This is a genomic window from Enterobacter sp. K510 (assembly GCF_055804875.1).
On sequence record NZ_JBNRLQ010000004.1, the window covers coordinates 1 to 23,546 of the forward strand.

The window sequence follows — 23,546 nt, forward strand, 5'->3', positions numbered from 1 at the left end:
ACGGAGGGCAAAAAGCCGATCTGCGTCGAGTCCTGCCCGCTGCGCGCGCTGGACTTTGCGCCCGTTGACGAGCTGCGTGAAAAATACGGCAGTCTTGATGCCGTCGCCCCGCTGCCGTCCGGGCATTTTACAAAGCCGAATATCGTGATCAAACCCAACGCCAACAGCCGTCCCACCGGGGATAAAACCGGCTTTCTGGCTAACCCGCAGGAGGTGTGAGATGGGCAACGGATGGCATGAATGGCCGCTGATGATTTTTACCGTGTTTGGTCAGTGCGTGGTCGGTGGATTTATCGTCCTCGCCGTCGCGCTGCTGCGTTTTGAGACGACATCGTTGCAACGGCAACGCATCTTCACCGCCATGACCGGCCTGTGGGTGTTAATGGGGCTGGCCTTTGTGGCCTCGACCCTGCATCTGGGATCGCCCCTGCGCGCCTTTAATGCGCTCAATCGCATTGGGCATTCAGCGCTCAGTAACGAAATTGCCAGCGGTGCGCTGTTCTTTGCCGTGGGCGGATGCGGCTGGCTGCTGGCGATGATGAAAAAGATGCCGCCCGCGCTGTTACGCGTCTGGCTGGTGATCACCTCGCTGCTGGGGCTGACGTTTGTCTGGATGATGGCCAGGGTGTATGACAGCATCGACACCATACCTACCTGGTACAGTCTGTGGACCCCGCTGGGCTTTTTCCTGACTATGCTGATTGCCGGGCCGCTGTTAGGGTATCTGCTGTTACGGTTGGCCGGGTTTCGGGCATGTGGCATGCGCGCGCTGCCAGCGGTGACGCTGCTGGCGATCATAATCAGCCTTGTGGCTGGCCTGATGCAGGGCCATGAACTGGCAGCGATTTCCAGCTCTGTGCAGCAGGCTGCGGCGCTGGTGCCGGAATACGGTACCCTGATGGCCTGGCGCGTCGTGCTGTTGCTGGTGGCGCTGGCAGTATGGATCGTCCCACAGCTTAAAAACCGCCAGCCTGCCGTGCCGCTGCTGTCGCTGGCATTCTTGCTGGTGCTGGCAGGGGAGATGATCGCGCGCGGCATTTTTTATGGTTTACACATGACGGTCGGCATGGCGGTGGCTGGCTGACGTCATCAGGGTAAAACCGGGGGGCTAACCGCCGGTTTTACCGTTTTTTCACCATGAAATATTTCAACTGAATGTACCGGCATATCCCGGAAATAACTCATATAAAACATCACGCTATTCACTTTCCTCTTGCCTTACCCGCTCCGTTAGATGAGTAAATTCAATCGACGCCCTCTAAAACGCCCGCAGCGCCATTTTCCGTAGATTGACAAAGTTTTTGCCGGTGGCATGATGCGCTCGAATTCTGATCATCCTCACGGTTTTTCATCCATGTTTACTTATACCCGGCCGGTGCTGTTACTGCTCTGCGGCCTGTTACTGCTGACGCTGGCGATCGCAACGCTGAACACGCTCGTCCCGCTCTGGCTCGCCCATGAAAACCTTCCGGTATGGCAGGTTGGTATGGTCGGCTCTGCCTTTTTTACCGGCAACCTTGTCGGTACCCTGTTGACCGGGCGGCTGATTAAACGCATGGGGTTTAACCGTAGCTATTACATCGCGTCGCTGGTGTTCGCCAGCGGCTGCGTCGGCCTCGGTCTGATGGTCGGCTTCTGGAACTGGATGCTGTGGCGCTTCATCGCCGGTATTGGCTGCGCCATGATCTGGGTGGTGGTGGAAAGCGCGCTGATGTGCAGCGGCACGTCGCGCAATCGTGGCCGCCTGCTGGCCGCCTATATGATGGTCTATTACATCGGTACGGTGCTGGGACAACTGATGGTCAGCAAACTGTCCACCGAGCTGATGCATGTCCTGCCGTGGGTGACCGGTATCGTGCTGGCGGCTATTCTGCCGCTGCTGTTCACCCGTATTGTCGATCAGAACAGCGAACATCAGGAAACCACCAGCGTCTGGCCGATGCTGCGTCTGCGTCAGGCGCGGCTTGGGGTTAACGGCTGTATTATTTCCGGCATCGTGCTGGGTTCGCTGTACGGCCTCATGCCGCTCTGGCTGAACCACCGCGGTGTGAGTGATGCCGGGATTGGCTTCTGGATGGCCGTGATGGTCAGCGCCGGTATTCTCGGACAGTGGCCGATTGGCCGACTGGCGGATCGCTTTGGGCGTCTGCTGGTGTTACGGGTGCAGGTTTTTGTGGTGATTATGGGATGTCTGGCTATGCTCAGCAATGCGGCGATGGCACCGGCGCTGTTTGTCCTCGGCGCGGCGGGGTTCACGCTCTATCCGGTGGCGATGGCCTGGGCCTGCGAAAAGGTCGAACATCATCAGCTGGTGGCGATGAATCAGGCGCTTCTGCTCAGCTACACCGTCGGCAGTCTGTTCGGCCCGACCTTCACCGCCATGCTGATGCAAAGTTATTCCGATAATTTGCTGTTTATCATGATCGCCAGCGTCTCCTTTATCTATCTGCTGATGCTGCTGCGTAAAGCAGGTCAGCATCCAACGCCAGTGGCTCACGCCTGATAAATAAAAAAGCCTGTCCATGACAGGCTTTTTTACGGCTGCTTTCCAGGATTTCTTTCCTGTTTTTGTAAAGCGGAACGGACGATAATTGTCACGAGTACACTCTGAATAAGGCGGCAATTATGCACACTCGTCGTTTTAATACCCTCGCGCTGGCAGTCGTTTTATCCCTGTCCTTTGTTTCCGCACCGGGCATGGCTAACCCTGGTAACGGGAATGGCAACGGCAATCACGGTAACAGCGGCAATCACGGTAACGCGGATCATGGGAATAAACAGAAAAATGACCATGGCAACCGGGGCGGGGCAGACAAGAAAAACGTCAGCGATGATGTCTCTGTCCGGCTGAGTTACGATCGCGCCCGTTCGCTGGCGGTGAATCATGGCCTGACGGGTTACCGTTCACTGCCGCCTGGTATTGCCAAAAACCTGGCGCGCGGTAAGCCTCTGCCGCCGGGCATTGCCAAAAAAATGGTGCCGTCTTCTATGCTGGGGGAACTGCCTGCTTACCCCGGTTATGAATGGCGTATCGCCGGTGACGATCTGGTATTGATTGCACTGAGCACGGCCATTGTGACGGCAGTCATCAACGGCGTGTTTGAATAAAAAAAAGCCCGGTCGCTGTGCGGCACCGGGCTTTTTGTTTTTATCAAGCTTAGTACATGACCTTGTGACCATACTGTTCAAGGATGCCTTTCACGCGCTCCATGGTCTCTTTTTTCGGCGGATGTACACCATCAAGCTTGTACTCTTCGCCCATCGCCACCCACTTATGTTTGCCCAGCTCGTGATAGGGGAGCAGTTCGATTTTCTCAACATTGCCCATGTCGCGGGTAAACTCACCTAAGCGGTGGGCGGAATCATCATCGTCCGACCAGCCGGGCACCACCACATAGCGGATCCAGACCTTAATGTTTTTCTTCGACAGATACTGAGCAAACTCCAGCGTACGGTGATTGGAGACGCCCACCAGATTCTGGTGGATCTCATCGTTCATCTGTTTCAGATCGAGCATCACCAGGTCGGTGACTTCCAGCAGTTCATCAATGACCGGATCGTAACGACGCACAAAGCCATTGGTATCGAGGCAGGTATGAATACCTTCCTTGTGACAGGCGCGGAACCAGTCACGTACAAATTCAGCCTGGAGAATGGCCTCGCCGCCGGACGCGGTCACGCCGCCGCCTGACGCGTTCATAAAGTGGCGGTAGGTCACCACTTCTTTCATCAGCTCCTCGACGGTAATTTCTTTACCGCCGTGCGTGTCCCAGGTGTCACGGTTATGGCAGTACAGGCAGCGCATCAGGCAGCCCTGAAAGAAGGTGATAAAGCGAATGCCCGGGCCATCTACGGTGCCACAGGATTCAAAGGAGTGAATGCGACCGATCACTGACATTGCGATGTATCTCCAGGTGTAGCCCGTCCCGGGCTTGTATTGCACAGCTCAAACCGGCTGTGTTAAGTCTGTTTTGGCAATGGCCTGAATAGACACTTGGCAAAGCAGGCTTGATGGAGAGAGGGATCTGTTAAAAAGGCCCCACATAAGTGGAGCCTTTATTGTACGCTTTTTCAGCCGGACATGAAATTACATGGTCTGGGTGAAGGTACGGGTAATAACGTCCTGCTGCTGTTCTTTAGTCAGGGAGTTAAAACGTACCGCGTAGCCGGATACACGAATGGTCAGCTGCGGATATTTTTCCGGGTTTTCCATCGCGTCGAGCAGCATTTCACGGTTCATGACGTTGACGTTCAGGTGCTGACCGCCTTCGATGGTAGACTCGTGATGGAAGTAACCATCCATCAGGCCTGCCAGGTTGGTTTTACGCACTTCGTCATCTTTACCCAGCGCATTCGGTACGATAGAGAAGGTGTAAGAGATACCATCTTTAGCGTAAGCGAACGGCAGTTTTGCAACGGAAGTCAGAGAGGCAACGGCGCCTTTCTGGTCACGGCCGTGCATCGGGTTAGCACCTGGTCCAAACGGCGCGCCAGCACGACGACCATCCGGGGTGTTACCGGTTTTCTTACCATACACAACGTTAGAGGTGATGGTCAGAACAGACTGCGTCGGGATAGCGTTACGGTAGGTAGTCAGTTTCTGAATTTTCTTCATGAAACGTTCAACCAGGTCAACCGCCAGGTCATCTACGCGAGCATCGTTGTTACCAAACTGCGGGTATTCACCTTCGATTTTGAAGTCGATCGCCAGACCGTCTTCGTCACGCACCGGGGTGACTTTCGCATATTTGATTGCAGACAGGGAGTCAGCCGCAACGGACAGACCTGCGATACCACACGCCATGGTGCGGATAACGTCACGGTCGTGCAGCGCCATCAGAGAGGCCTCGTAGCTGTACTTGTCGTGCATGTAATGGATGATGTTCAGTGCGGTAACGTACTGTTTAGCCAGCCAGTCCATGAAGTGATCCATGCGATCCAGCACTTCGTCGAAGTTCAGGACATCGCCTTTAATAGGTTCAGACTTCGGACCCACCTGGATTTTCATTTTTTCATCAACGCCGCCGTTGATAGCGTACAGCATGGTTTTTGCGAGGTTAGCGCGAGCGCCGAAGAACTGCATTTGCTTACCAACAACCATCGGGCTTACGCAGCAAGCGATCGCGTAGTCGTCGTTGTTGAAGTCAGGACGCATCAGGTCATCATTTTCATACTGCAGGGAGGAAGTATCGATAGACACTTTCGCTGCGTATTTTTTGAAGGCCATCGGCAGTTTTTCTGACCACAGCACGGTGATGTTTGGTTCCGGAGACGGACCCATGGTGTACAGGGTGTTCAGGAAACGGAAGCTGTTTTTGGTGACCAGAGTACGGCCATCAACGCCCATACCACCGATAGATTCAGTTGCCCAAATCGGGTCGCCGGAGAACAGTTCATCATACTCAGGGGTACGCAGGAAGCGAACCATACGCAGTTTCATGACCAGGTGGTCAATCAGTTCCTGAGCTTCTTGTTCGGTGATTTTGCCCGCTTTCAGGTCGCGCTCAAAGTACACGTCGAGGAAGGTGGAAACACGACCGAAGGACATTGCTGCGCCGTTCTGGGATTTCACAGCGGCCAGGTAGCCGAAGTAAGTCCACTGTACCGCTTCTTGCGCATTTTTTGCCGGAGCAGAAATATCGCAGCCGTATTTAGCAGCCATCTCTTTGATCTGGCCCAGAGCACGGTGCTGTTCGGCGATTTCTTCGCGCAGACGGATAGTCGCTTCCAGATCAATGCCGTTTTCCAGTTTGTCCTGCAGGGACAGGAACTGGGCGTATTTGTCTTTCATCAGGAAGTCGATGCCGTACAGCGCAACGCGACGATAGTCACCGATGATACGGCCACGGCCATAGGCGTCCGGCAGACCGGTCAGCACACCGGATTTACGGCAGTTCAGGATGTCTTTGGTGTAAACATCGAACACGCCCTGGTTATGGGTTTTACGGTATTCGGTGAAGATTTTTTTCAGCATCGGGTCCAGCTCGCGGTTGTACGCTTTGCAGGAACCTTCAACCATTTTGATGCCGCCGAACGGGATGATCGCACGTTTCAGAGGCGCTTCAGTTTGCAGACCAACGATTTTCTCAAGGTTTTTGTTGATGTAGCCAGCATCATGAGAAGTAATGGTGGAGGCAATTGAGGTGTCGAAATCAACAGGTGCGTGAGTGCGGTTTTCCAGCTTCACGCCTTCCATCACTTTGTCCCAAAGCGAGGTGGTAGCTTCAGTGGCGCCGGCCAGGAAGGATTCGTCACCCTCGTAAGGCGTGTAGTTTTTCTGGATAAAGTCGCGTACGTTGACTTCGTTCTGCCAGTCACCTTTCGCAAAACCTTCCCAGGCTGTGGCTAACTTTTCATTAAGCTCGGACATATGATACCTACCTTCTTAAGTGGATTTTTTATTTACTGCCTGAGGCAACCATTAATGATGGTCGTCGCCACGCAGGTAAATGACCCAGTATGTCAACCCAACAAGTAAACCCCCGCCGATAATGTTCCCGATGGTTACCGGGATCAGGTTATCTGTTATGAAGTTCATCACTGTCAGATGAGAAAAACTTTCTGGAGTCGAACCGACCGCGGTCCAGAACTCCGGCGCTGCAAAATGACGAATTACGATACCCAGTGGGATCAAAAACATATTTGCAATACTGTGTTCAAAGCCGCTGGCGACAAACATACCGACGGGCAGAACCATGATGAGGGCTTTATCCATCAGGCTGCGGCCGGAGTAACTCATCCATACCGCCAGACAGACCATCAGGTTTGCCAGGATCCCGAGAGCCACGGCTTCGACAAAAGTGTGATGCATTTTATGATCGGCGGTTTGCAGGAGGTTGAGTCCCCAGCCACCGTTAGCGACCATATATTCACCAGATAACCACATCAACAGTACGAATAATAGCGCACCAATCAGGTTGCCGACATAAACGTTAACCCAGTTCCGGGCGAGCTGGCCCCAGGTGATGCGTCCGCTGGCTTTCGCGACGACAATCAGTACCGTTGAAGTAAACAGGTCGGCGCCGCAGATAACGCACAGGATCAGCCCCAGTGAAAAACATATGCCGCCAATCAGTTTGGCGATACCGAACGGCATAGTCGCGGTGCCGGTCGTGGCAGTGATGTAGAACACGAAAGCGATGGAGATGAATACGCCCGCGGTGATCGCCAGATAAAAGGTGGTCAGCGGAAGTTTCGTTGCTTTATAGACACCGGCTTCCTCGGCAACTTTCGCCATAGCAGCTGGTAGCAATAGATCAAAAGGGTTGTCAGCTTTCACACTAACTCTCTCTTTATTAAGTCGGCGACGAGATACTAACAAAGCATTATAGAAGAGAAATTGATGTGGATCATATCTCGCCTGGCTTATAGGCCCGTAAAGCGCATGGTTTTTCGGCAAATACGGAGTAACGTGTTGATTATCCAAATAAAAATAAATTTTAAAGTTTATTAAAAGTGTTGAAAAAAATTATATGCTCTCCCGGCTGACAGTTAATTAATATGGAGTAATGACTTAAAAAAGTAACAATTCGGCTGGGTGTCGATAATAATATTCACCCATAATTAACTTAATTATTACATTTGCGGTTCATTACAAAATAATAAAAAAAAGGGGCGATTTAATCGCCCCGTAATATAGCCTGAACCTGCGTTTACGCCTACAGGTTGTAATGTTATTTCTGCTTATTTTGTCCAGTAGGCCGCTTTCGCGCGCTGCAACTTCTCATATGCCTGTAACAGAGACTGATGCGCCGGGAAGGCGGTCAATGTGCCATCGGCGGCCTGCAGGCCATAGAAGGGCGCTTCACCGCTCAGCGCCGCGCTGGCCGCTTCCACGGCCTCTGCGCCGTACATGCGCACAAAAGCGTGCAGATATTGCAGCGGCTCGCGATCCTCTTCCTGCGTCAGCAGCAACAGCGTTTGCAGGCAGCGGTAATAGTTGGCGCGTTCCGGGGTAAAGATCGAGGCGTTGAACTCCATCGTCCATTCCGTCCAGATCAGCGCCTGCTCGGTGTCGCCACCCGCCAGCGCCAGCATCGCTTTCAGTTCGCCGATGCGCAGCGTGTACCAGCCATTATCTTTACCCGTGGCGATACCCAGCAGTTCACGCACGCGGGTGAAATCGTCATGGCCTTCTTCATCCAGCTGCGCGATCAGATTGAGATAATCTTCTTTTTCCCACGCGCTGCCCGGCAGCGCCAGCAGAGTCTCACGCAGGTGCGCGCCCATGCTGTTATTCGCCAGCCACAGATCTTCCGCCGGATAAATATCAGACATCCCCGGCACGATGATGCGGCAGGCGTACACGCTCAGGTGCTCGTAGTCGGCGATATAGACTTCTTTATCTTCCGCCTTAAAGATAGCCATCAGGGTGGCAAACTCTTCTTCGGTGGTGCCGGCAAAGCTCCAGTCCACGAACGGATAATCCGCATCCTGTTTGAACATGTCCCAGGAGATCAGACCGCTGGAATCGATAAAGTGCGTTTCGAGATTCGCATGTTCAGCCACTTCTTCATCATCAAAGGTTGGCGGCGTAAAGACGTCGAGATCTTTCAGTCCGCGTCCCTGCAACAGCTCGGTCACAGTACGCTCAAGGGCCACGCCAAAGTCCGGGTGCGCGCCGAAAGAGGCGAAGCAGGTGCCGTTAGCCGGGTTAAACAGCACGACGCAGATCACCGGATATTTACCGCCCAGCGAGGCGTCATACGCGAATATCGGGAAACCTTCGGCTTCCAGCGTTTCAATAGATGCCACCACGCCCGGATAGCGCGCCAGAACGTCAGCCGGGATTTCCGGCAGGCTGATGCTTTCGGCGATGATGCGGTTTTTGATATGGCGCTCAAACACCTCAGACAGACCCTGTACGCGGGCTTCGTTGGCGGTATTACCGGCAGACATACCGTTAGACACGTACAGGTTGCCAACAATGTTCATAGGAATATAAACCGTCTGCTGATCGGACTGACGGGTGAACGGCAGGCCGCAGATCCCGCGCTCTTCATTGCCGGACTGCAAATCAATCAGCATGCTGGCGGTCAGTTCGTTTTCCGGATCGTAGAACGCGCGCAGACGCTCGTCGAGAATGCCTTCCGGCAGTTCATCGTCTTCCGGCAGCGGGAACCATTTTTCGTTAGGGTAATGAACGAACGGGCCATTGGCGATGGCATCGCCCAGCCAGAAGTCGGCAAAGAAATAGTTGGTGGAGAGGCGTTCGAAATATTCGCCCAGCGCGGAAGCCAGCGCCGCCTTTTTGGTCGCGCCTTTGCCGTTGGTAAAGCACAGTGAGCAGGCTTTATCCCGGATGTGCACAGACCAGACGTTCGGAACCGGATTCAGCCAGGAGGCTTCTTCTATATCGAAGCCGAGATCGAGCAGTTTTTGCTGGAAGCGGGCGATGGAATCTTCCAGAGCGGCATCTTTGCCGGGGATAAATGTTTGCGTCATTGTCTTCACTTTATTCGTACGGAAAGCGCGCAATGATACGGGTTTTGCGTGACAGGCGCTATCGAAGTAAGCCGGGCGGCAAAAATAAAACTTCCCACTATGCTTATACTCACTAACGTACTGTTCAGGATGAATAAAATGAAAGCGTTTGATCTTCACCGCATGTTGCTTGATAAAGTGCCGATGGAATTTCTGGGAGAAGTGGCACTGCGTAGCGCCTATACCTTTGTACTGGTCTTCCTGTTCCTCAAACTCACCGGGCGGCGTGGCGTCAGGCAGATGTCGCTGTTTGAAGTGCTCATTATTCTGACCCTCGGGTCGGCAGCGGGCGACGTGGCGTTTTATGATGATGTCCCCATGCTGCCGGTATTTATTGTTTTCGTTTCGCTGGCGGCGCTTTACCGGCTGGTGATGTGGCTGATGGCGCACAGTGAAAAGCTGGAGGATCTGCTGGAAGGCAAAGCGGTGATCGTCATCGAAGAGGGCGAACTGGCGTGGGAAAAACTGCAAAAAGAAAACCTGACCGAATTTGAGTTTTTCATGGAACTGCGCGTGAACGGCGTCGAGCAACTGGGCCAGGTCAAGCTGGCGATCATGGAAACCAACGGTCAGATCAGCCTCTATTATTATCCTGATAATGAAGTGCGGCCTGGGCTGTGCATTCTGCCGCCGGAATGGAATCCCCGTTTCACCACCATTCCTGACGAAGATGATTATGCCTGTGTGCGCTGTAGCGAAGTTATCAGGATGAAGGCGGGTCAGCGGCTGTTATGCCCGCGCTGCGCCCATCCGGAATGGTCAAGAGCGAGCCGCGCGGTACGCATTACCTGACAGCTTTTTTATCCAGCGAAAATCAGCAAGCCCGGACATTGTGCTATGTGATAACGCCCACAATTCCGGGCTGTCCACCATTACCCGTTGCGACACCTGTCACTGAATGGTAAAACCGATGTCACAGGAATAACTTATTGCTATCAGCGTGGTGAGGGGAAATGGCTCAGGTCTTTAATTTCAGTTCAGGTCCGGCGGTTTTACCGGCAGAGGTGCTTAAACAGGCGCAACAGGAGTTGTGCGACTGGAACGGTCTTGGCACATCGGTAATGGAAATCAGCCACCGTGGAAAAGAATTTATTCAGGTGGCAGAAGAAGCAGAACAGGATTTTCGCGATCTGCTGAACATCCCCTCAAACTATAAAGTTTTATTCTGTCACGGCGGCGGTCGCGGTCAGTTCGCCGGTATCCCGCTGAATATCCTCGGCGATAAAACCACTGCCGATTATGTCGATGCCGGTTACTGGGCGGCAAGCGCGGTAAAAGAGGCGAAAAAATACTGCACCCCAAACGTTATTGACGCTAAAACTACCGTTGACGGTCTGCGTGCTGTGAAGCCGATGCGTGAGTGGCAGCTCAGTGATAACGCCGCGTATATGCATTATTGCCCGAACGAAACCATCGACGGTATCGCCATTCATGAGACTCCGGATTTCGGGCGCGACGTCGTGGTAACCGCGGATTTATCCTCGACCATTCTCTCCTCGCCGCTGGATGTCAGCCGCTTCGGCGTGATTTACGCCGGCGCGCAGAAAAATATCGGCCCGGCCGGACTGACGCTGGTGATCGTACGTGAAGATCTGCTCGGCAAAGCGCATCCCGCCTGTCCATCGATCCTCGATTACACTGTGTTAAACGATAACGACTCCATGTTTAACACTCCGCCGACCTTTGCCTGGTATCTGTCAGGGCTGGTGTTCAAATGGTTGAAAAAGAATGGCGGCGTCACGGCCATGGACCACATCAATCAGCAAAAAGCCAGCCTGCTGTACGGCGTCATCGATAACAGCGACTTCTACCGCAACGATGTGGCCGTCGCTAACCGCTCGCGCATGAACGTGCCTTTCCAGCTGGCCGACAGCCAGCTTGATAAGCTGTTCCTTGAAGAGTCCTTCGCCGCCGGTTTACATGCGCTGAAAGGCCACCGCGTCGTGGGCGGTATGCGCGCCTCGATTTATAACGCCATGCCGCTGGAAGGTGTTCAGGCGCTGACCGACTTCATGACGGATTTCGAACGCCGCCACGGTTAATCCCGCATCCCATCGCTACCCCCGCAGCCTGACTGCGGGGTTTTTATTCCGTTTTTTTGAGAGTTAAGCTTCATGGAATCCCTGACGTTACAACCCATCGCGCGTGTTAATGGCACCATCAATCTGCCAGGTTCAAAAAGCGTCTCCAACCGCGCGTTGCTGCTGGCCGCACTGGCGCACGGCACCACTGTTCTGACCAACCTGCTGGACAGTGATGACGTTCGCCATATGCTCAATGCCCTGAGCGCGTTGGGGGTGCAGTACAGGCTGTCCGACGATCGTACCCGCTGTGAAGTGACAGGCGCAGGCGGCCCGTTAGTTTCCGCTGAAAAGCTGGAGTTATTTTTAGGTAACGCCGGTACGGCGATGCGTCCGCTGGCGGCGGCGCTTTGTCTGGGAGACAACGATCTGGTGCTGACCGGCGAGCCGCGTATGAAAGAGCGTCCTATCGGGCATCTGGTGGACGCCCTGCGTCAGGGCGGCGCGCAGATCGACTATCTGGAGCAGGAAAATTACCCGCCGCTGCGTTTACGCGGTGGTTTCGCTGGCGGCGAGATTGAAGTTGACGGCAGCGTCTCCAGTCAGTTTTTAACCGCACTGCTGATGACCGCGCCGCTGGCGGCGCAGGATACCTTTATCACCATTAAAGGCGATCTGGTATCTAAGCCGTACATCGACATCACCCTGCATCTGATGAAAACCTTCGGTGTGACGGTGGATAACGAGAATTATCAGCGCTTTGTGGTACGCGGTGCCCAGCGTTACCAGTCGCCAGGACATTATCTGGTAGAAGGCGATGCCTCTTCAGCCTCTTATTTCCTTGCGGCGGGTGCCATCAAAGGCGGGACGGTAAAAGTCACCGGCATTGGCCGCAACAGCGTGCAGGGCGATATCCGTTTTGCGGACGTGCTGGAAAAAATGGGCGCGACCGTGGAGTGGGGCGATGATTACATTGCCTGCACCCGTGGTGAGCTGAATGCAGTGGATATGGATATGAATCATATCCCGGATGCGGCAATGACCATCGCCACGGCAGCGCTGTTTGCCCGCGGCACCACGACGCTGCGCAACATCTACAACTGGCGCGTAAAAGAGACCGACCGTCTGTTTGCGATGGCGACCGAACTCCGCAAAGTGGGCGCAGAGGTGGAGGAGGGCGAAGATTATATTCGTATCACGCCGCCGGCCTCGTTAACCGCGGCCGAAATCGGCACCTATAACGATCACCGTATGGCCATGTGTTTCTCGCTGGTGGCGCTGTCCGACACGCCGGTCACCATTCTCGATCCGAAATGTACGGCGAAAACCTTCCCGGATTATTTCGAACAGCTGGCGCGCATCAGTACGCTGGCATAAAGGGCGACAAGCCCGCCACTGTGGTTAAAAAGTAAAAAATTGTCTCTTTCCGGGCTGACTTTCTGTCAGCCCTCTATACTTGCGCCATTCTTCTCCCCACCGTTATTACGCTTTTGGTTATTTTCACGCGACAGTAACGGTCATTCGCGTTGCAGCGTATAATGCGCGGCGTTCACGTTAACGGTATGCCTTTATTAAGGAGAAAAAGATGACGGCAATTGCCCCGGTAATCACCATTGATGGGCCAAGCGGCGCAGGTAAAGGTACGCTGTGCAAAGCGATGGCGGAAACATTGCAATGGCATCTGCTGGATTCAGGCGCAATTTATCGCGTGCTGGCATTGGCGGCATTACATCACCACGTTGATGTGACCTCGGAAGATGTCCTGGTTCCGCTGGCAGCCCACCTGGATGTCCGCTTTGTCTCTACCAATGGCAATCTGGAAGTGATCCTCGAAGGGGAAGACGTGAGCGGCGAGATCCGCACCCAGGAAGTGGCCAGCGCCGCCTCGCAAATCGCGGCGTTCCCACGTGTACGTGAAGCCTTGCTTCGTCGTCAGCGCGCCTTCCGCGATGCCCCGGGACTTATCGCCGACGGCCGCGACATGGGCACGGTGGTTTTCCCCGACGCGCCGGTGAAGATTTTCCTCGACGCCTCCTCGGAAGAACGTGCGCATCGCCGCATGCTACAGTTGCAGGAGAATGGCTTTAGTGTTAACTTTGAACGCCTTTTGGCCGAGATAAAGGAACGCGACGATCGCGACCGTAACCGGCCTGTGGCGCCGTTAGTGCCGGCTGCTGATGCATTAGTTCTGGATTCGACCAGTTTAAGCATTGAGCAAGTGATTGAAAAAGCGCTACAATACGCCCGCGAAAAGCTGGCGCTCGCTTAATTAGCGACCAAATTCCGAAGTACCTGCTGCAATGGAGTGTGAGCAGGCATGTGAAACAACCCCATCCGGCATGAAGCCAGATGGACGTTAAATTGAAGAATCCTGAAGATTATCAATATGACAGAATCTTTTGCTCAACTATTTGAAGAATCCTTAAAAACAATCGAAACCCGTCCGGGTTCCATCGTTCGTGGTGTTGTTGTTGCTATCGATAAAGATATCGTACTGGTTGATGCCGGTCTGAAATCTGAGTCCGCCATCCCGGCTGAGCAGTTCAAGAACGCCCAGGGCGAACTGGAAATTCAGGTTGGTGACGAAGTTGACGTTGCGCTGGACGCAGTCGAAGACGGCTTCGGTGAAACTCTGCTGTCCCGTGAGAAAGCTAAACGTCATGAAGCTTGGATCACGCTGGAAAAAGCATACGAAGACGCTGAAACTGTTGTTGGTGTTATCAACGGCAAAGTTAAAGGTGGCTTCACTGTTGAGCTGAACGGTATTCGTGCGTTCCTGCCGGGTTCCCTGGTAGACGTGCGTCCGGTTCGCGATACTCTGCACCTCGAAGGCAAAGAGCTTGAGTTCAAAGTTATCAAGCTTGATCAGAAACGCAACAACGTGGTTGTTTCCCGTCGTGCGGTTATCGAGTCTGAGAACAGCGCTGAGCGCGATCAGCTGCTTGAAAACCTGCAAGAAGGCATGGAAGTTAAAGGTATCGTTAAGAACCTCACTGACTACGGTGCATTCGTTGATCTGGGTGGCGTTGACGGCCTGCTGCACATCACTGACATGGCATGGAAACGCGTTAAGCATCCGAGCGAAATCGTAAACGTTGGCGACGAAATCACTGTTAAAGTGCTGAAGTTCGACCGCGAGCGTACTCGTGTATCTCTGGGCCTGAAACAGCTGGGCGAAGATCCGTGGGTAGCTATCGCTAAGCGTTATCCGGAAGGTACCAAACTGACTGGTCGCGTGACCAACCTGACCGACTACGGCTGCTTCGTTGAAATCGAAGAAGGCGTTGAAGGCCTGGTTCACGTTTCCGAAATGGATTGGACCAACAAAAACATCCACCCGTCCAAAGTTGTTAACGTTGGCGATGTAGTGGAAGTTATGGTTCTGGATATCGACGAAGAACGTCGTCGTATCTCCCTGGGTCTGAAGCAGTGCAAATCTAACCCATGGCAGCTGTTTGCTGAGACGCACAACAAAGGCGACCGTGTTGAAGGTAAAATCAAGTCTATCACTGACTTCGGTATCTTCATCGGCCTGGACGGCGGCATCGACGGCCTGGTTCACCTGTCTGACATCTCCTGGAACGTTACAGGCGAAGAAGCAGTTCGTGAATACAAAAAAGGCGACGAAATCGCAGCCGTTGTTCTGCAGGTTGACGCAGAGCGTGAGCGTATCTCCCTGGGCGTTAAACAGCTCGCAGAAGATCCGTTCAACAACTACGTTGCTCTGAACAAGAAAGGCGCAATCGTAAACGGTAAAGTGACTGCAGTTGACGCTAAAGGCGCAACCGTAGAACTGGCTGACGGCGTTGAAGGTTACCTGCGCGCTTCTGAAGCGTCCCGTGACCGCGTTGAAGATGCAACTCTGGTTCTGAACGTAGGCGACGACGTTGAAGCTAAATTCACCGGTGTTGACCGTAAAAACCGCGTAGTTAGCCTGTCTGTTCGTGCGAAAGACGAAGCTGACGAGAAAGATGCAATCGCTACTGTTAACAACAAACAGGAAGAAAGCAACTTCTCCAACGCGATGGCTGAAGCGTTCAAAGCAGCTAAAGGCGAGTAATCAGGTACTCTCTATCTTTTGTGCTAACGCATGAAGGATGACGAGTAGCTTGACAGATTGCAGGATTCGTCCTGTAATCAATAACAAAGGGCGGCTACGGCCGCCCTTGTTTAATAAGCTGTTAGCTAATTTTCCTTACTAAGGAAACCGGAGGAATCATGACCAAGTCAGAATTGATCGAAAGACTTGCCACCCAGCAATCGCATATCCCGGCAAAGGCTGTTGAAGATGCGGTGAAAGAGATGCTGGAGCATATGGCCTCGACTCTTGCACAGGGCGAGCGCATTGAGATCCGCGGTTTCGGCAGTTTCTCTCTGCACTATCGTGCACCCCGCACCGGACGTAACCCAAAGACAGGCGACAAAGTGGATCTGGAAGGCAAATATGTCCCACACTTTAAGCCGGGTAAAGAATTACGTGACCGCGCCAACATTTATGAAAATTAAGTTTTACTGCTGATAAGCGAAAACTTAATGACCTGAAAAAAGCACCCACTGAGGTGCTTTTTTCATGGGTGGTACATCTCTCCGGAACCCGCGCCGCATTTTTAAAGCGCCATTGCTGTAAACCGATAAAATCTTCCCGGCCTTCGCCGTAAATCCGCAAACGCCTGCCCGACATCTCACGCTGGTTTAAGCACACTACCTGCAACAAGGAGGTGGGGATGCATTTGCCAGGAATTGCCCTGTGTCTGCTGACCGCGATAACGCCACTGCTGTGGTTGCCAAAACTGCCGGATCTTAACAGCATCTTCATTATGATCTTTGTCGGTTGTTTGGCAGGCGTTTGCCGCAATCGCCGCTCAGGTTATATCGGGCTATGGCTGCTGTTTATGGCGTGGGGGATGCTTGCCGCTAAAGAAGCCCTCTGGCCGACAGAGCACCTGCCCGGACGCGTCCGGCAGGCGGAAGTGCGTCTTACCGGTACCGATAACGTCACTACGCACCGCGGCGTGATAGAACGGCTGAACGGGAAAGCTCTGTATCCTGCCCCGGGGATCATGCTTTACGGCGAATACCTGCCGCAGCCTGCCTGTGCCGGACAATTATGGGAGATGACCCTCAGGGTGCGCCCGGTTCACGGTCAGCTTAACGACGGGGGATTTGATACTCAGCGCTACGCCCTGGCCACACACAAGCCTGTCACCGGGCGCTTCACCCGGGCAAACGTGCTTGATGCCCGTTGTAGCCTGCGGGCGCAGTATCTGGCTTCCCTTGACGCAACGCTTGAAAAAGCACGCTGGCGAGCGGTGCTGCTGGCATTAGGAATGGGGGAGCGAAGGGCACTGGATGCCCCGGTGAAAGCGATTATGCGACAGACCGGCACTGCACATCTGATGGCCATATCCGGACTGCATATTGCTCTTGCGGCCACGCTCGGCTGGCTGTTAGCTCGCGGAATACAGTTCTTACTGCCGGGGCGCTGGATCGACTGGCGCGCACCCTTATTAACAGGACTGCTATGCGCGGCAGGATATGCCTGGCTGACCGGGCTGCAACCGCCCGCCCTGCGCACCGTAGTGTCGCTTGCGGTGCTGGCGGCGCTGCGGCTTTCAGGACGGCAATGGTCGGCGTGGCACGTCTGGCTCTGCTGTCTCGCGGCGATCCTGTTTATCGATCCGCTTGCGGTATTGTCGGAAAGCCTGTGGCTGTCGGCATTCGCGGTAGCGGCGTTAATCTTCTGGTATCAGTGGCTACCGCTGCCCGCGCTTCGCGGCGGACGATTTCTGCGCAGCATGATAAGCCTGATCCACCTGCAAACCGGCATGATGCTATTACTGCTGCCGTTACAGGTGGCGCTGTTTCACGGCATCAGCCTGACATCCCTGTTGGCTAATTTGCTGGCGGTGCCGCTCGTCACCTTCGTATGTGTGCCGTTGATCCTGGCGGGAATGTTGCTGCATCTGACGGCCTTTAACGGACTGGAAGCCTGGATCTGGACGCGGGCCGATGACACGCTGACGGCGCTGTTCGGCTTTCTGAATGCTTTACCCGATGGCTGGTACAGCATCGACAGGCGCTGGCAATGGCTGGCATTTGCGCCCTGGCTGATGATAGTTATCTGGCGTCTGCGTATCTGGAAAACGTCGCCCTTTGTCTGTGCCGCGGCTGTGCTGCTGATGGCGCAGCCGTTATGGAAAAGCACGCCCAAAGACCGCTGGTCTGTCTACATGCTGGATGTCGGGCAGGGGCTGGCAATGGTGGTTGCCCGGCAAGGCAAGGCTATTCTCTATGATACCGGCCTGGCATGGCCGGGCGGCAACAGTGCACAGCAACTGATTGTGCCCTGGCTGCGCTGGCATCACCTGCAGCCGGAAGGCATCATCCTCAGTCATGACCATCTCGATCACCGGGGCGGGCTGGAAACCCTGCGTCAAACGTGGCCAGCGGCCTGGATCCGCAGTCCGCTGGACGAGGCCGGGCATTTGCCGTGCTTTCGCGGCCAGCGCTGGCAATGGCAGGGGCTGACGTTCAGCGTTCACTGGCCGTTGCCGGGTACTGCCCTTCAGGGAAACAACCGCTCCTGCGTGGTAAAAGTGGACGACGGTAAAAACAGCATTTTGCTTACCGGCGACATTGAAGCTTCCGCAGAGCAATCTATGCTTAGCCATTACTGGCAGCATTTACGGGCAACTGTCGTTCAGGTGCCGCATCATGGCAGCAGCACATCGTCGTCGCTGCCCTTGCTGCAACGGGCAGGAGGACACGCGGCACTGGCCTCAGCGTCACGCTTTAACGCCTGGCGATTGCCATCAGAAAAGATTGTTCGCCGTTACCAACAGCAGGGATATAAGTGGTTCGATACCCCGCACCAGGGGCAAATCAGCCTCCATTTTTCCGCAGAAGGATGGGAAATCTTAGGCTTACGGGATCAACTTTTCCCGCGTTGGTATCATCAGTGGTTTGGCGTCCCAGGATATAACAGGTAGAATATGCGGCTATTTCAACAAGTGCTGGTTTTTTGAATGCATAACGACAAAGATCTCTCCACGTGGCAAACATTCCGCCGTCTCTGGCCAATGATTGCACCTTTCAAAACGGGTCTGCTCGTGGCGGGTGTAGCGTTAATCCTCAACGCAGCCAGCGATACCTTCATGCTATCGCTCCTCAAACCTTTACTGGACGAAGGCTTTGGTAAAACAGACCGATCGGTGCTGCTGTGGATGCCGCTGGTGGTCATTGGACTGATGATCCTGCGCGGACTCACCAGTTATGTGTCGAGTTACTGTATCTCCTGGGTGTCGGGCAAAGTGGTGATGACCATGCGTCGTCGCCTGTTTGGTCATATGATGGGGATGCCGGTTGCTTTCTTCGACAAGCAATCTACCGGGACGCTGCTCTCCCGTATCACTTACGACTCCGAGCAGGTGGCTTCCTCCTCCTCCGGTGCGCTGATCACCGTCGTACGCGAAGGGGCCTCGATTATCGGGCTGTTTGTACTGATGTTTTACTATAGCTGGCAGCTCTCCCTCATTCTTATTGTCCTGGCGCCCATTGTGTCCATCGCTATTCGCGTGGTGTCGAAGCGTTTTCGCAGCATCAGTAAGAATATGCAGAACACCATGGGGCAGGTGACCACCAGCGCCGAGCAGATGCTGAAAGGCCACAAAGAAGTGCTGATTTTCGGTGGTCAGGGCGTCGAAGCCAAACGCTTCGATAAGGTCAGCAACAAGATGCGTTTGCAGGGCATGAAAATGGTCTCCGCATCGTCGATTTCCGATCCTATTATTCAGCTGATCGCCTCGCTGGCGCTGGCATTTGTACTCTATGCCGCCAGCTTCCCGAGCGTAATGGAAACCCTCACGGCCGGTACCATCACCGTGGTGTTCTCCTCCATGATCGCCCTGATGCGTCCGCTGAAATCGCTCACCAACGTCAACGCCCAGTTCCAGCGAGGTATGGCTGCCTGTCAGACGCTGTTCTCTATTCTCGACAGCGAGCAGGAAAAAGACGAAGGCACCCGCCAGCTTGAGCGCGCGAAAGGCGACATCGAATTCCGTAACGTCACCTTCACCTATCCGGGCCGCGATACGCCTGCGCTGCGTAATATCAACCTGACCATTCCGGCGGGTAAAACCGTGGCGCTGGTCGGGCGCTCCGGGTCGGGTAAATCGACCATGGCAAGCCTGCTGACCCGTTTTTACGACATCGACGAAGGGGAAATTCTGCTCGACGGACACGATCTGCGCGAATACACCCTGGCGTCGCTGCGTAATCAGGTGGCGCTGGTTTCACAGAATGTCCATCTCTTCAATGATACCGTAGCTAATAACATTGCCTATGCCCGCACTGAAGAGTACAGCCGCGAGCAGGTAGAGAATGCCGCCCGCATGGCCTATGCGCTGGACTTTATCAATAAGATGGATAACGGTCTCGATACCATCATTGGTGAAAACGGCGTCCTGCTTTCCGGCGGTCAGCGTCAGCGTATCGCCATTGCCCGCGCGCTGCTGCGTGATAGCCCGATCCTCATCCTTGATGAAGCCACCTCGGCGCTGGACACCGAATCAGAACGCGCCATTCAGGCGGCGCTGGATGAACTGCAAAAAAATCGCACTTCCATGGTTATCGCGCATCGCCTGTCGACCATCGAACAGGCCGATGAAATTGTGGTGGTGGAAGACGGACGTATCGTCGAACGCGGTAGCCACGCCGATTTGATTGCCCGTCAGGGCGTGTACGCTCAGCTGCATAAGATGCAGTTCGGCGAATGATAGCCCGCATCTGGTCAGGGGAGTCGCCGCTGTGGCGACTGCTGCTGCCGCTCTCCTGGCTGTATGGTCTGGTGAGCGGCGCGATCCGCCTGAGCTACCGTATCGGACTGAATAAATCCTGGCGCGCGCCCGTGCCGGTGGTGGTGGTGGGGAATCTCACCGCGGGCGGCAACGGCAAAACGCCGGTGGTGATCTGGCTTGTGGAGCAACTGCAACAGCGTGGCGTGCGCGTGGGCGTCGTCTCGCGCGGTTATGGTGGCAAGGCTGCCCGCTACCCGCTGCTGCTCACTCCGCAAACGGCTACCGCTGAAGCCGGTGATGAGCCAGTGTTGATTTTCCAGCGCACCGGCGCGCCAGTGGCGGTGTCGCCGGTGCGATCCGACGCAGTGCAGGCGATCCTTGCCCGCTACCCGGTGCAAATCATCGTCACTGACGACGGTTTGCAGCACTACCGTCTCGCCAGAGATAAAGAAATTGTGGTGATCGACGGCGTACGTCGCTTCGGCAATGGCTGGTGGCTGCCCGCAGGCCCGATGCGCGAGCGGGCTTCCAGACTGCAAAGCGTGGATGCGGTGATCGTCAACGGCGGCGAAGCGCGGCAGGGTGAGATCCCGATGCGTCTGCACCCTGGTCTGGCGATTAACCTGAAAAGCGGCGAGCGTCGGGACGTGCGCGAACTGGCGCATGTCGTTGCGATGGCGGGCATTGGTCATCCGCCGCGCTTCTTTGCCACCCTGGCCGACTGCGGCGTGCAGCCTGAAAAAGCTATTGCGCTTGCCGATCACCAGGCGCTGGATCATGCTCAGGTCAGCGCCTTTACCGGATCCGGTCAGACGCTGGTCATGACCGAAAAAGACGCGGTGAAGTGCCGTGCGTTTGCTGAAGATCACTGGTGGTATCTGCCGGTGGATGCACAGCTTACGGGAGACAAACCCGAACAACTTCTCCGGGAACTGCTTACGCTGGCGCAGCAGGGTAACCATCCGGCCTGAGGCGCTGCTTATCACAGGGATCCCTATGTCCGTTGCGCATCTTTCGCTGTCCGCCGCCCGCTGTCTGCATCTCGCCGCACAGGGGCTGCTGAAAAAAACGCGTCGCCGTGCCCGTCCCGCCGATATTCTCGCCGCGATCCGCCGCATGTCCCTGCTGCAAATCGACACCATTAATATCGTGGCGCGCAGCCCTTATCTGGTGCTGTTCAGCCGTCTCGGCGCTTACCCGCAACACTGGCTGGATGACGCCTTACGCGCCGGTGATCTCATGGAATACTGGGCCCATGAGGCCTGTTTCCTGCCGCGCAGCGATTTTGCGCTGGTGCGCCATCGCATGCTTAACCCGCAAAATATGGGCTGGAAATACCGTGCCGCCTGGATGGAGGAGCATGCGCCGGAGATCGAACAGCTGTTGCTGCAAATCCATGAAAACGGCCCGGTACGCTCTGCGGACTTTACCCATCCTCGCACCGGTACCAGCGGTTGGTGGGACTGGAAACCGCATAAAAAGCATCTGGAAGGGCTGTACACTGCCGGCAAGGTGATGGTGGTTGAACGGCGAAACTTTCAGCGCGTCTACGATCTGACCAGCCGCGTGATGCCGGAGTGGGATGACGAACGCGATCTGCTCAGCCAGTCCCGTGCCGAAGCCATTATGCTGGAAAACAGCGCCCGCAGCCTTGGGCTGTTTCGTCCTCAATGGCTGGCGGATTACTACCGTCTGCGTCAGCCTGCGCTGCCAGCCTTACTCGCTCGCTGGCAGGAAGAACAAAAAATTATTCCGGTCACCGTTGAGGAGCTTGGCCCGGCATGGGTGCACGCCTCGCTGGCGGAAGAGCTGGCGCTGGCCGCAGCGGGCAAACTGACAGCCACCCGGAGCGCCGTGCTGTCGCCCTTTGATCCTGTGGTCTGGGATCGCAAGCGCGCCGAACAGCTGTTTAACTTCAGCTATCGTCTGGAATGTTATACCCCAGCGCCCAAACGGCAGTATGGCTACTTTGTACTGCCACTGCTGCACGTGGGCCAGCTGGTCGGGCGTATGGATGCCAAAATGCACCGTAAAACGGGCGTGCTGGAAATCATTGCGCTCTATCTGGAGGCGGATATGAGACCTGGCCGCACGCTGGAAAAGGGTCTTCGCGGGGCCATTACCGAATTTGCCGCCTGGCAGGGGGCGACCCGCGTGAGCATAACGCGTTGTCCGCCGGATCTATTTACTGACTGCACCACCGGCTGGGAAATTGACCCGGCCTGAAAAATGTATATGGTAAACTTTTGCGAAACCTTATCCGTTCCATCTGGAGGAACCATGGATCACCGTCTGCTTGAAATCATCGCCTGCCCGGTTTGCACCGGCAAACTCTATTACAGCCAGGAGAAACAGGAGCTGGTCTGCAAAATCGACAACCTGGCATTCCCGGTGCGTGAAGGCATTCCGGTGTTGCTGGAAAACGAAGCCCGCGCGCTGACTGCTGAAGAGAACCGTCCATGAGTTTCGTCGTCATTATTCCGGCGCGCTATGCCTCAACCCGTCTGCCGGGCAAACCGCTGGTGGACATCAACGGCAAGCCGATGGTGGTGCATGTGCTGGAGCGCGCCCGTGAGTCTGGCGCGGAACGTATTATTGTCGCCACGGATCATGAAGAGGTGGCCCGTGCGGTGGAAGCGGTGGGTGGCGAAGTGTGCATGACCCGCGTCGAGCATCAGTCCGGTACCGAACGTCTGGCGGAAGTGGTGGAAAAATGCGGTCTTAGCGATGACACCATCATCGTCAATATTCAGGGCGATGAGCCGATGATCCCCCCGGCGATTGTGCGTCAGGTGGCGGAAAATCTGGCGCAGCGCGACGTCGGCATGGCAACCCTGGCGGTGCCGATCCACAGCGCAGAAGAAGCCTTCAATCCGAACGCGGTAAAAGTGGTAACCGATGCGCAGGGCTATGCGCTCTATTTCTCCCGCGCCACCATTCCCTGGGATCGCGATCGTTTTGCGCAAAGCCGTGACGCTATCGGTGATACCTTCCTGCGCCATATCGGGATTTATGGCTATCGCGCTGGCTTTATCCGCCGCTATGTCACCTGGCAGCCAAGCCAGCTTGAGCAGATCGAAATGCTGGAGCAGCTGCGTGTGCTCTGGTACGGCGAGAAAATTCACGTGGCCGTCGCACAGACGGTGCCAGGTACGGGTGTGGACACGCCGGAAGATCTGGAGCGTGTTCGCGTCGAAATGGCCCGCAGCTAATCCCTCCGTACTTCGTCCAGAGATAAGCTAAAACG

Annotated in this window: 19 protein-coding genes and 1 pseudogene; 16 read left to right on the plus strand and 4 right to left on the minus strand. The window is 55.1% G+C overall.

Translation table 11 applies throughout. The annotated features are described in order from the left end of the window. The 4 genes and pseudogenes from ACQUTD_RS07805 to ACQUTD_RS07820 all read left to right on the plus strand — a co-directional run. Window positions 1-219: pseudogene (locus tag ACQUTD_RS07805) on the plus strand (dimethyl sulfoxide reductase subunit B); the annotation flags it as partial. A 1-nt stretch (window position 220) separates the two neighbouring features. After that, window positions 221-1,084, plus strand: coding sequence for a DmsC/YnfH family molybdoenzyme membrane anchor subunit (locus ACQUTD_RS07810; RefSeq protein WP_473274987.1), 864 nt, complete (start codon window positions 221-223; stop codon window positions 1,082-1,084). 270 nt (window positions 1,085-1,354) lie between these two features. Then, entirely contained in the window at window positions 1,355-2,503 is a 1,149-nt protein-coding gene (locus ACQUTD_RS07815) for an MFS transporter (RefSeq protein WP_473274986.1), read from the plus strand. Window positions 2,504-2,625: 122 nt separating this feature from the next. Next, window positions 2,626-3,108, plus strand: coding sequence for an anti-virulence regulator CigR family protein (locus tag ACQUTD_RS07820; RefSeq protein WP_473274985.1), 483 nt, complete (start codon window positions 2,626-2,628; stop codon window positions 3,106-3,108). 49 nt (window positions 3,109-3,157) lie between these two features. On the opposite strand, the gene pflA is transcribed toward ACQUTD_RS07820, so the two are convergent. The 4 genes from pflA to ycaO form a co-directional block, all read right to left on the minus strand. Beyond that, window positions 3,158-3,898, minus strand: coding sequence for a pyruvate formate lyase 1-activating protein (gene pflA, locus ACQUTD_RS07825; RefSeq protein WP_072568024.1), 741 nt, complete (start codon window positions 3,896-3,898; stop codon window positions 3,158-3,160). 189 nt (window positions 3,899-4,087) lie between these two features. Next, a complete protein-coding gene (pflB, locus tag ACQUTD_RS07830) occupies window positions 4,088-6,370 on the minus strand; it encodes a formate C-acetyltransferase (protein ID WP_473274984.1) in 2,283 nt (760 codons plus the stop codon). 51 nt (window positions 6,371-6,421) lie between these two features. Beyond that, window positions 6,422-7,279, minus strand: a complete 858-nt coding sequence (focA, locus tag ACQUTD_RS07835; RefSeq protein WP_473274983.1) for a formate transporter FocA — start codon at window positions 7,277-7,279, stop codon at window positions 6,422-6,424. Window positions 7,280-7,683: 404 nt separating this feature from the next. Beyond that, entirely contained in the window at window positions 7,684-9,444 is a 1,761-nt protein-coding gene (gene ycaO, locus ACQUTD_RS07840) for a 30S ribosomal protein S12 methylthiotransferase accessory factor YcaO (RefSeq protein WP_318377506.1), read from the minus strand. 138 nt (window positions 9,445-9,582) lie between these two features. Between ycaO and ACQUTD_RS07845 the strand changes: the two genes are divergently transcribed. From ACQUTD_RS07845 to kdsB, 12 genes are all read left to right on the plus strand, one after another. Further along, a complete protein-coding gene (locus ACQUTD_RS07845; protein ID WP_318377507.1) occupies window positions 9,583-10,275 on the plus strand; it encodes a DUF421 domain-containing protein in 693 nt (230 codons plus the stop codon). Between the two features lie 161 nt (window positions 10,276-10,436). Then, a complete protein-coding gene (gene serC / locus ACQUTD_RS07850) occupies window positions 10,437-11,525 on the plus strand; it encodes a 3-phosphoserine/phosphohydroxythreonine transaminase (protein ID WP_473274981.1) in 1,089 nt (362 codons plus the stop codon). Between the two features lie 72 nt (window positions 11,526-11,597). Next, on the plus strand, window positions 11,598-12,881 hold the full coding sequence (gene aroA / locus ACQUTD_RS07855) for a 3-phosphoshikimate 1-carboxyvinyltransferase (protein WP_473274979.1): 1,284 nt from the start codon (window positions 11,598-11,600) through the stop codon (window positions 12,879-12,881). A 208-nt stretch (window positions 12,882-13,089) separates the two neighbouring features. After that, window positions 13,090-13,773: a (d)CMP kinase gene (gene cmk / locus ACQUTD_RS07860; protein ID WP_072568029.1), complete on the plus strand. Its 684-nt coding sequence runs from the start codon at window positions 13,090-13,092 to the stop codon at window positions 13,771-13,773. A 117-nt stretch (window positions 13,774-13,890) separates the two neighbouring features. Beyond that, window positions 13,891-15,564 carry a 30S ribosomal protein S1 gene (gene rpsA / locus ACQUTD_RS07865; protein ID WP_072568030.1) on the plus strand — a complete coding sequence of 558 codons (1,674 nt, stop codon included), beginning with the start codon at window positions 13,891-13,893 and terminating at the stop codon, window positions 15,562-15,564. Between the two features lie 158 nt (window positions 15,565-15,722). Next, window positions 15,723-16,010, plus strand: a complete 288-nt coding sequence (gene ihfB, locus ACQUTD_RS07870) for an integration host factor subunit beta (RefSeq protein WP_072568031.1) — start codon at window positions 15,723-15,725, stop codon at window positions 16,008-16,010. 218 nt (window positions 16,011-16,228) lie between these two features. Further along, a complete protein-coding gene (locus tag ACQUTD_RS07875; RefSeq protein WP_473274978.1) occupies window positions 16,229-18,493 on the plus strand; it encodes a ComEC family protein in 2,265 nt (754 codons plus the stop codon). A 36-nt stretch (window positions 18,494-18,529) separates the two neighbouring features. Continuing rightward, window positions 18,530-20,278 (plus strand): lipid A ABC transporter ATP-binding protein/permease MsbA, encoded by a 1,749-nt coding sequence (gene msbA / locus ACQUTD_RS07880; protein WP_072568033.1) that lies wholly within the window; start codon window positions 18,530-18,532, stop codon window positions 20,276-20,278. Further along, a complete protein-coding gene (lpxK, locus tag ACQUTD_RS07885) occupies window positions 20,275-21,270 on the plus strand; it encodes a tetraacyldisaccharide 4'-kinase (protein ID WP_473274977.1) in 996 nt (331 codons plus the stop codon). Before msbA ends, lpxK begins: the two co-directional genes overlap by 4 nt. A gap of 25 nt (window positions 21,271-21,295) precedes the next feature. Beyond that, window positions 21,296-22,525, plus strand: a complete 1,230-nt coding sequence (locus ACQUTD_RS07890; protein ID WP_473274976.1) for a DNA glycosylase AlkZ-like family protein — start codon at window positions 21,296-21,298, stop codon at window positions 22,523-22,525. A 54-nt stretch (window positions 22,526-22,579) separates the two neighbouring features. Next, the gene (gene ycaR / locus ACQUTD_RS07895) at window positions 22,580-22,762 is read left to right on the plus strand and encodes a protein YcaR (protein ID WP_072568036.1); all 183 of its coding nucleotides are present in this window, start codon (window positions 22,580-22,582) and stop codon (window positions 22,760-22,762) included. After that, window positions 22,759-23,511: a 3-deoxy-manno-octulosonate cytidylyltransferase gene (gene kdsB / locus ACQUTD_RS07900; RefSeq protein WP_473274975.1), complete on the plus strand. Its 753-nt coding sequence runs from the start codon at window positions 22,759-22,761 to the stop codon at window positions 23,509-23,511. The genes ycaR and kdsB overlap by 4 nt, the downstream gene beginning before the upstream one ends. Window positions 23,512-23,546 lie beyond the last annotated feature (35 nt).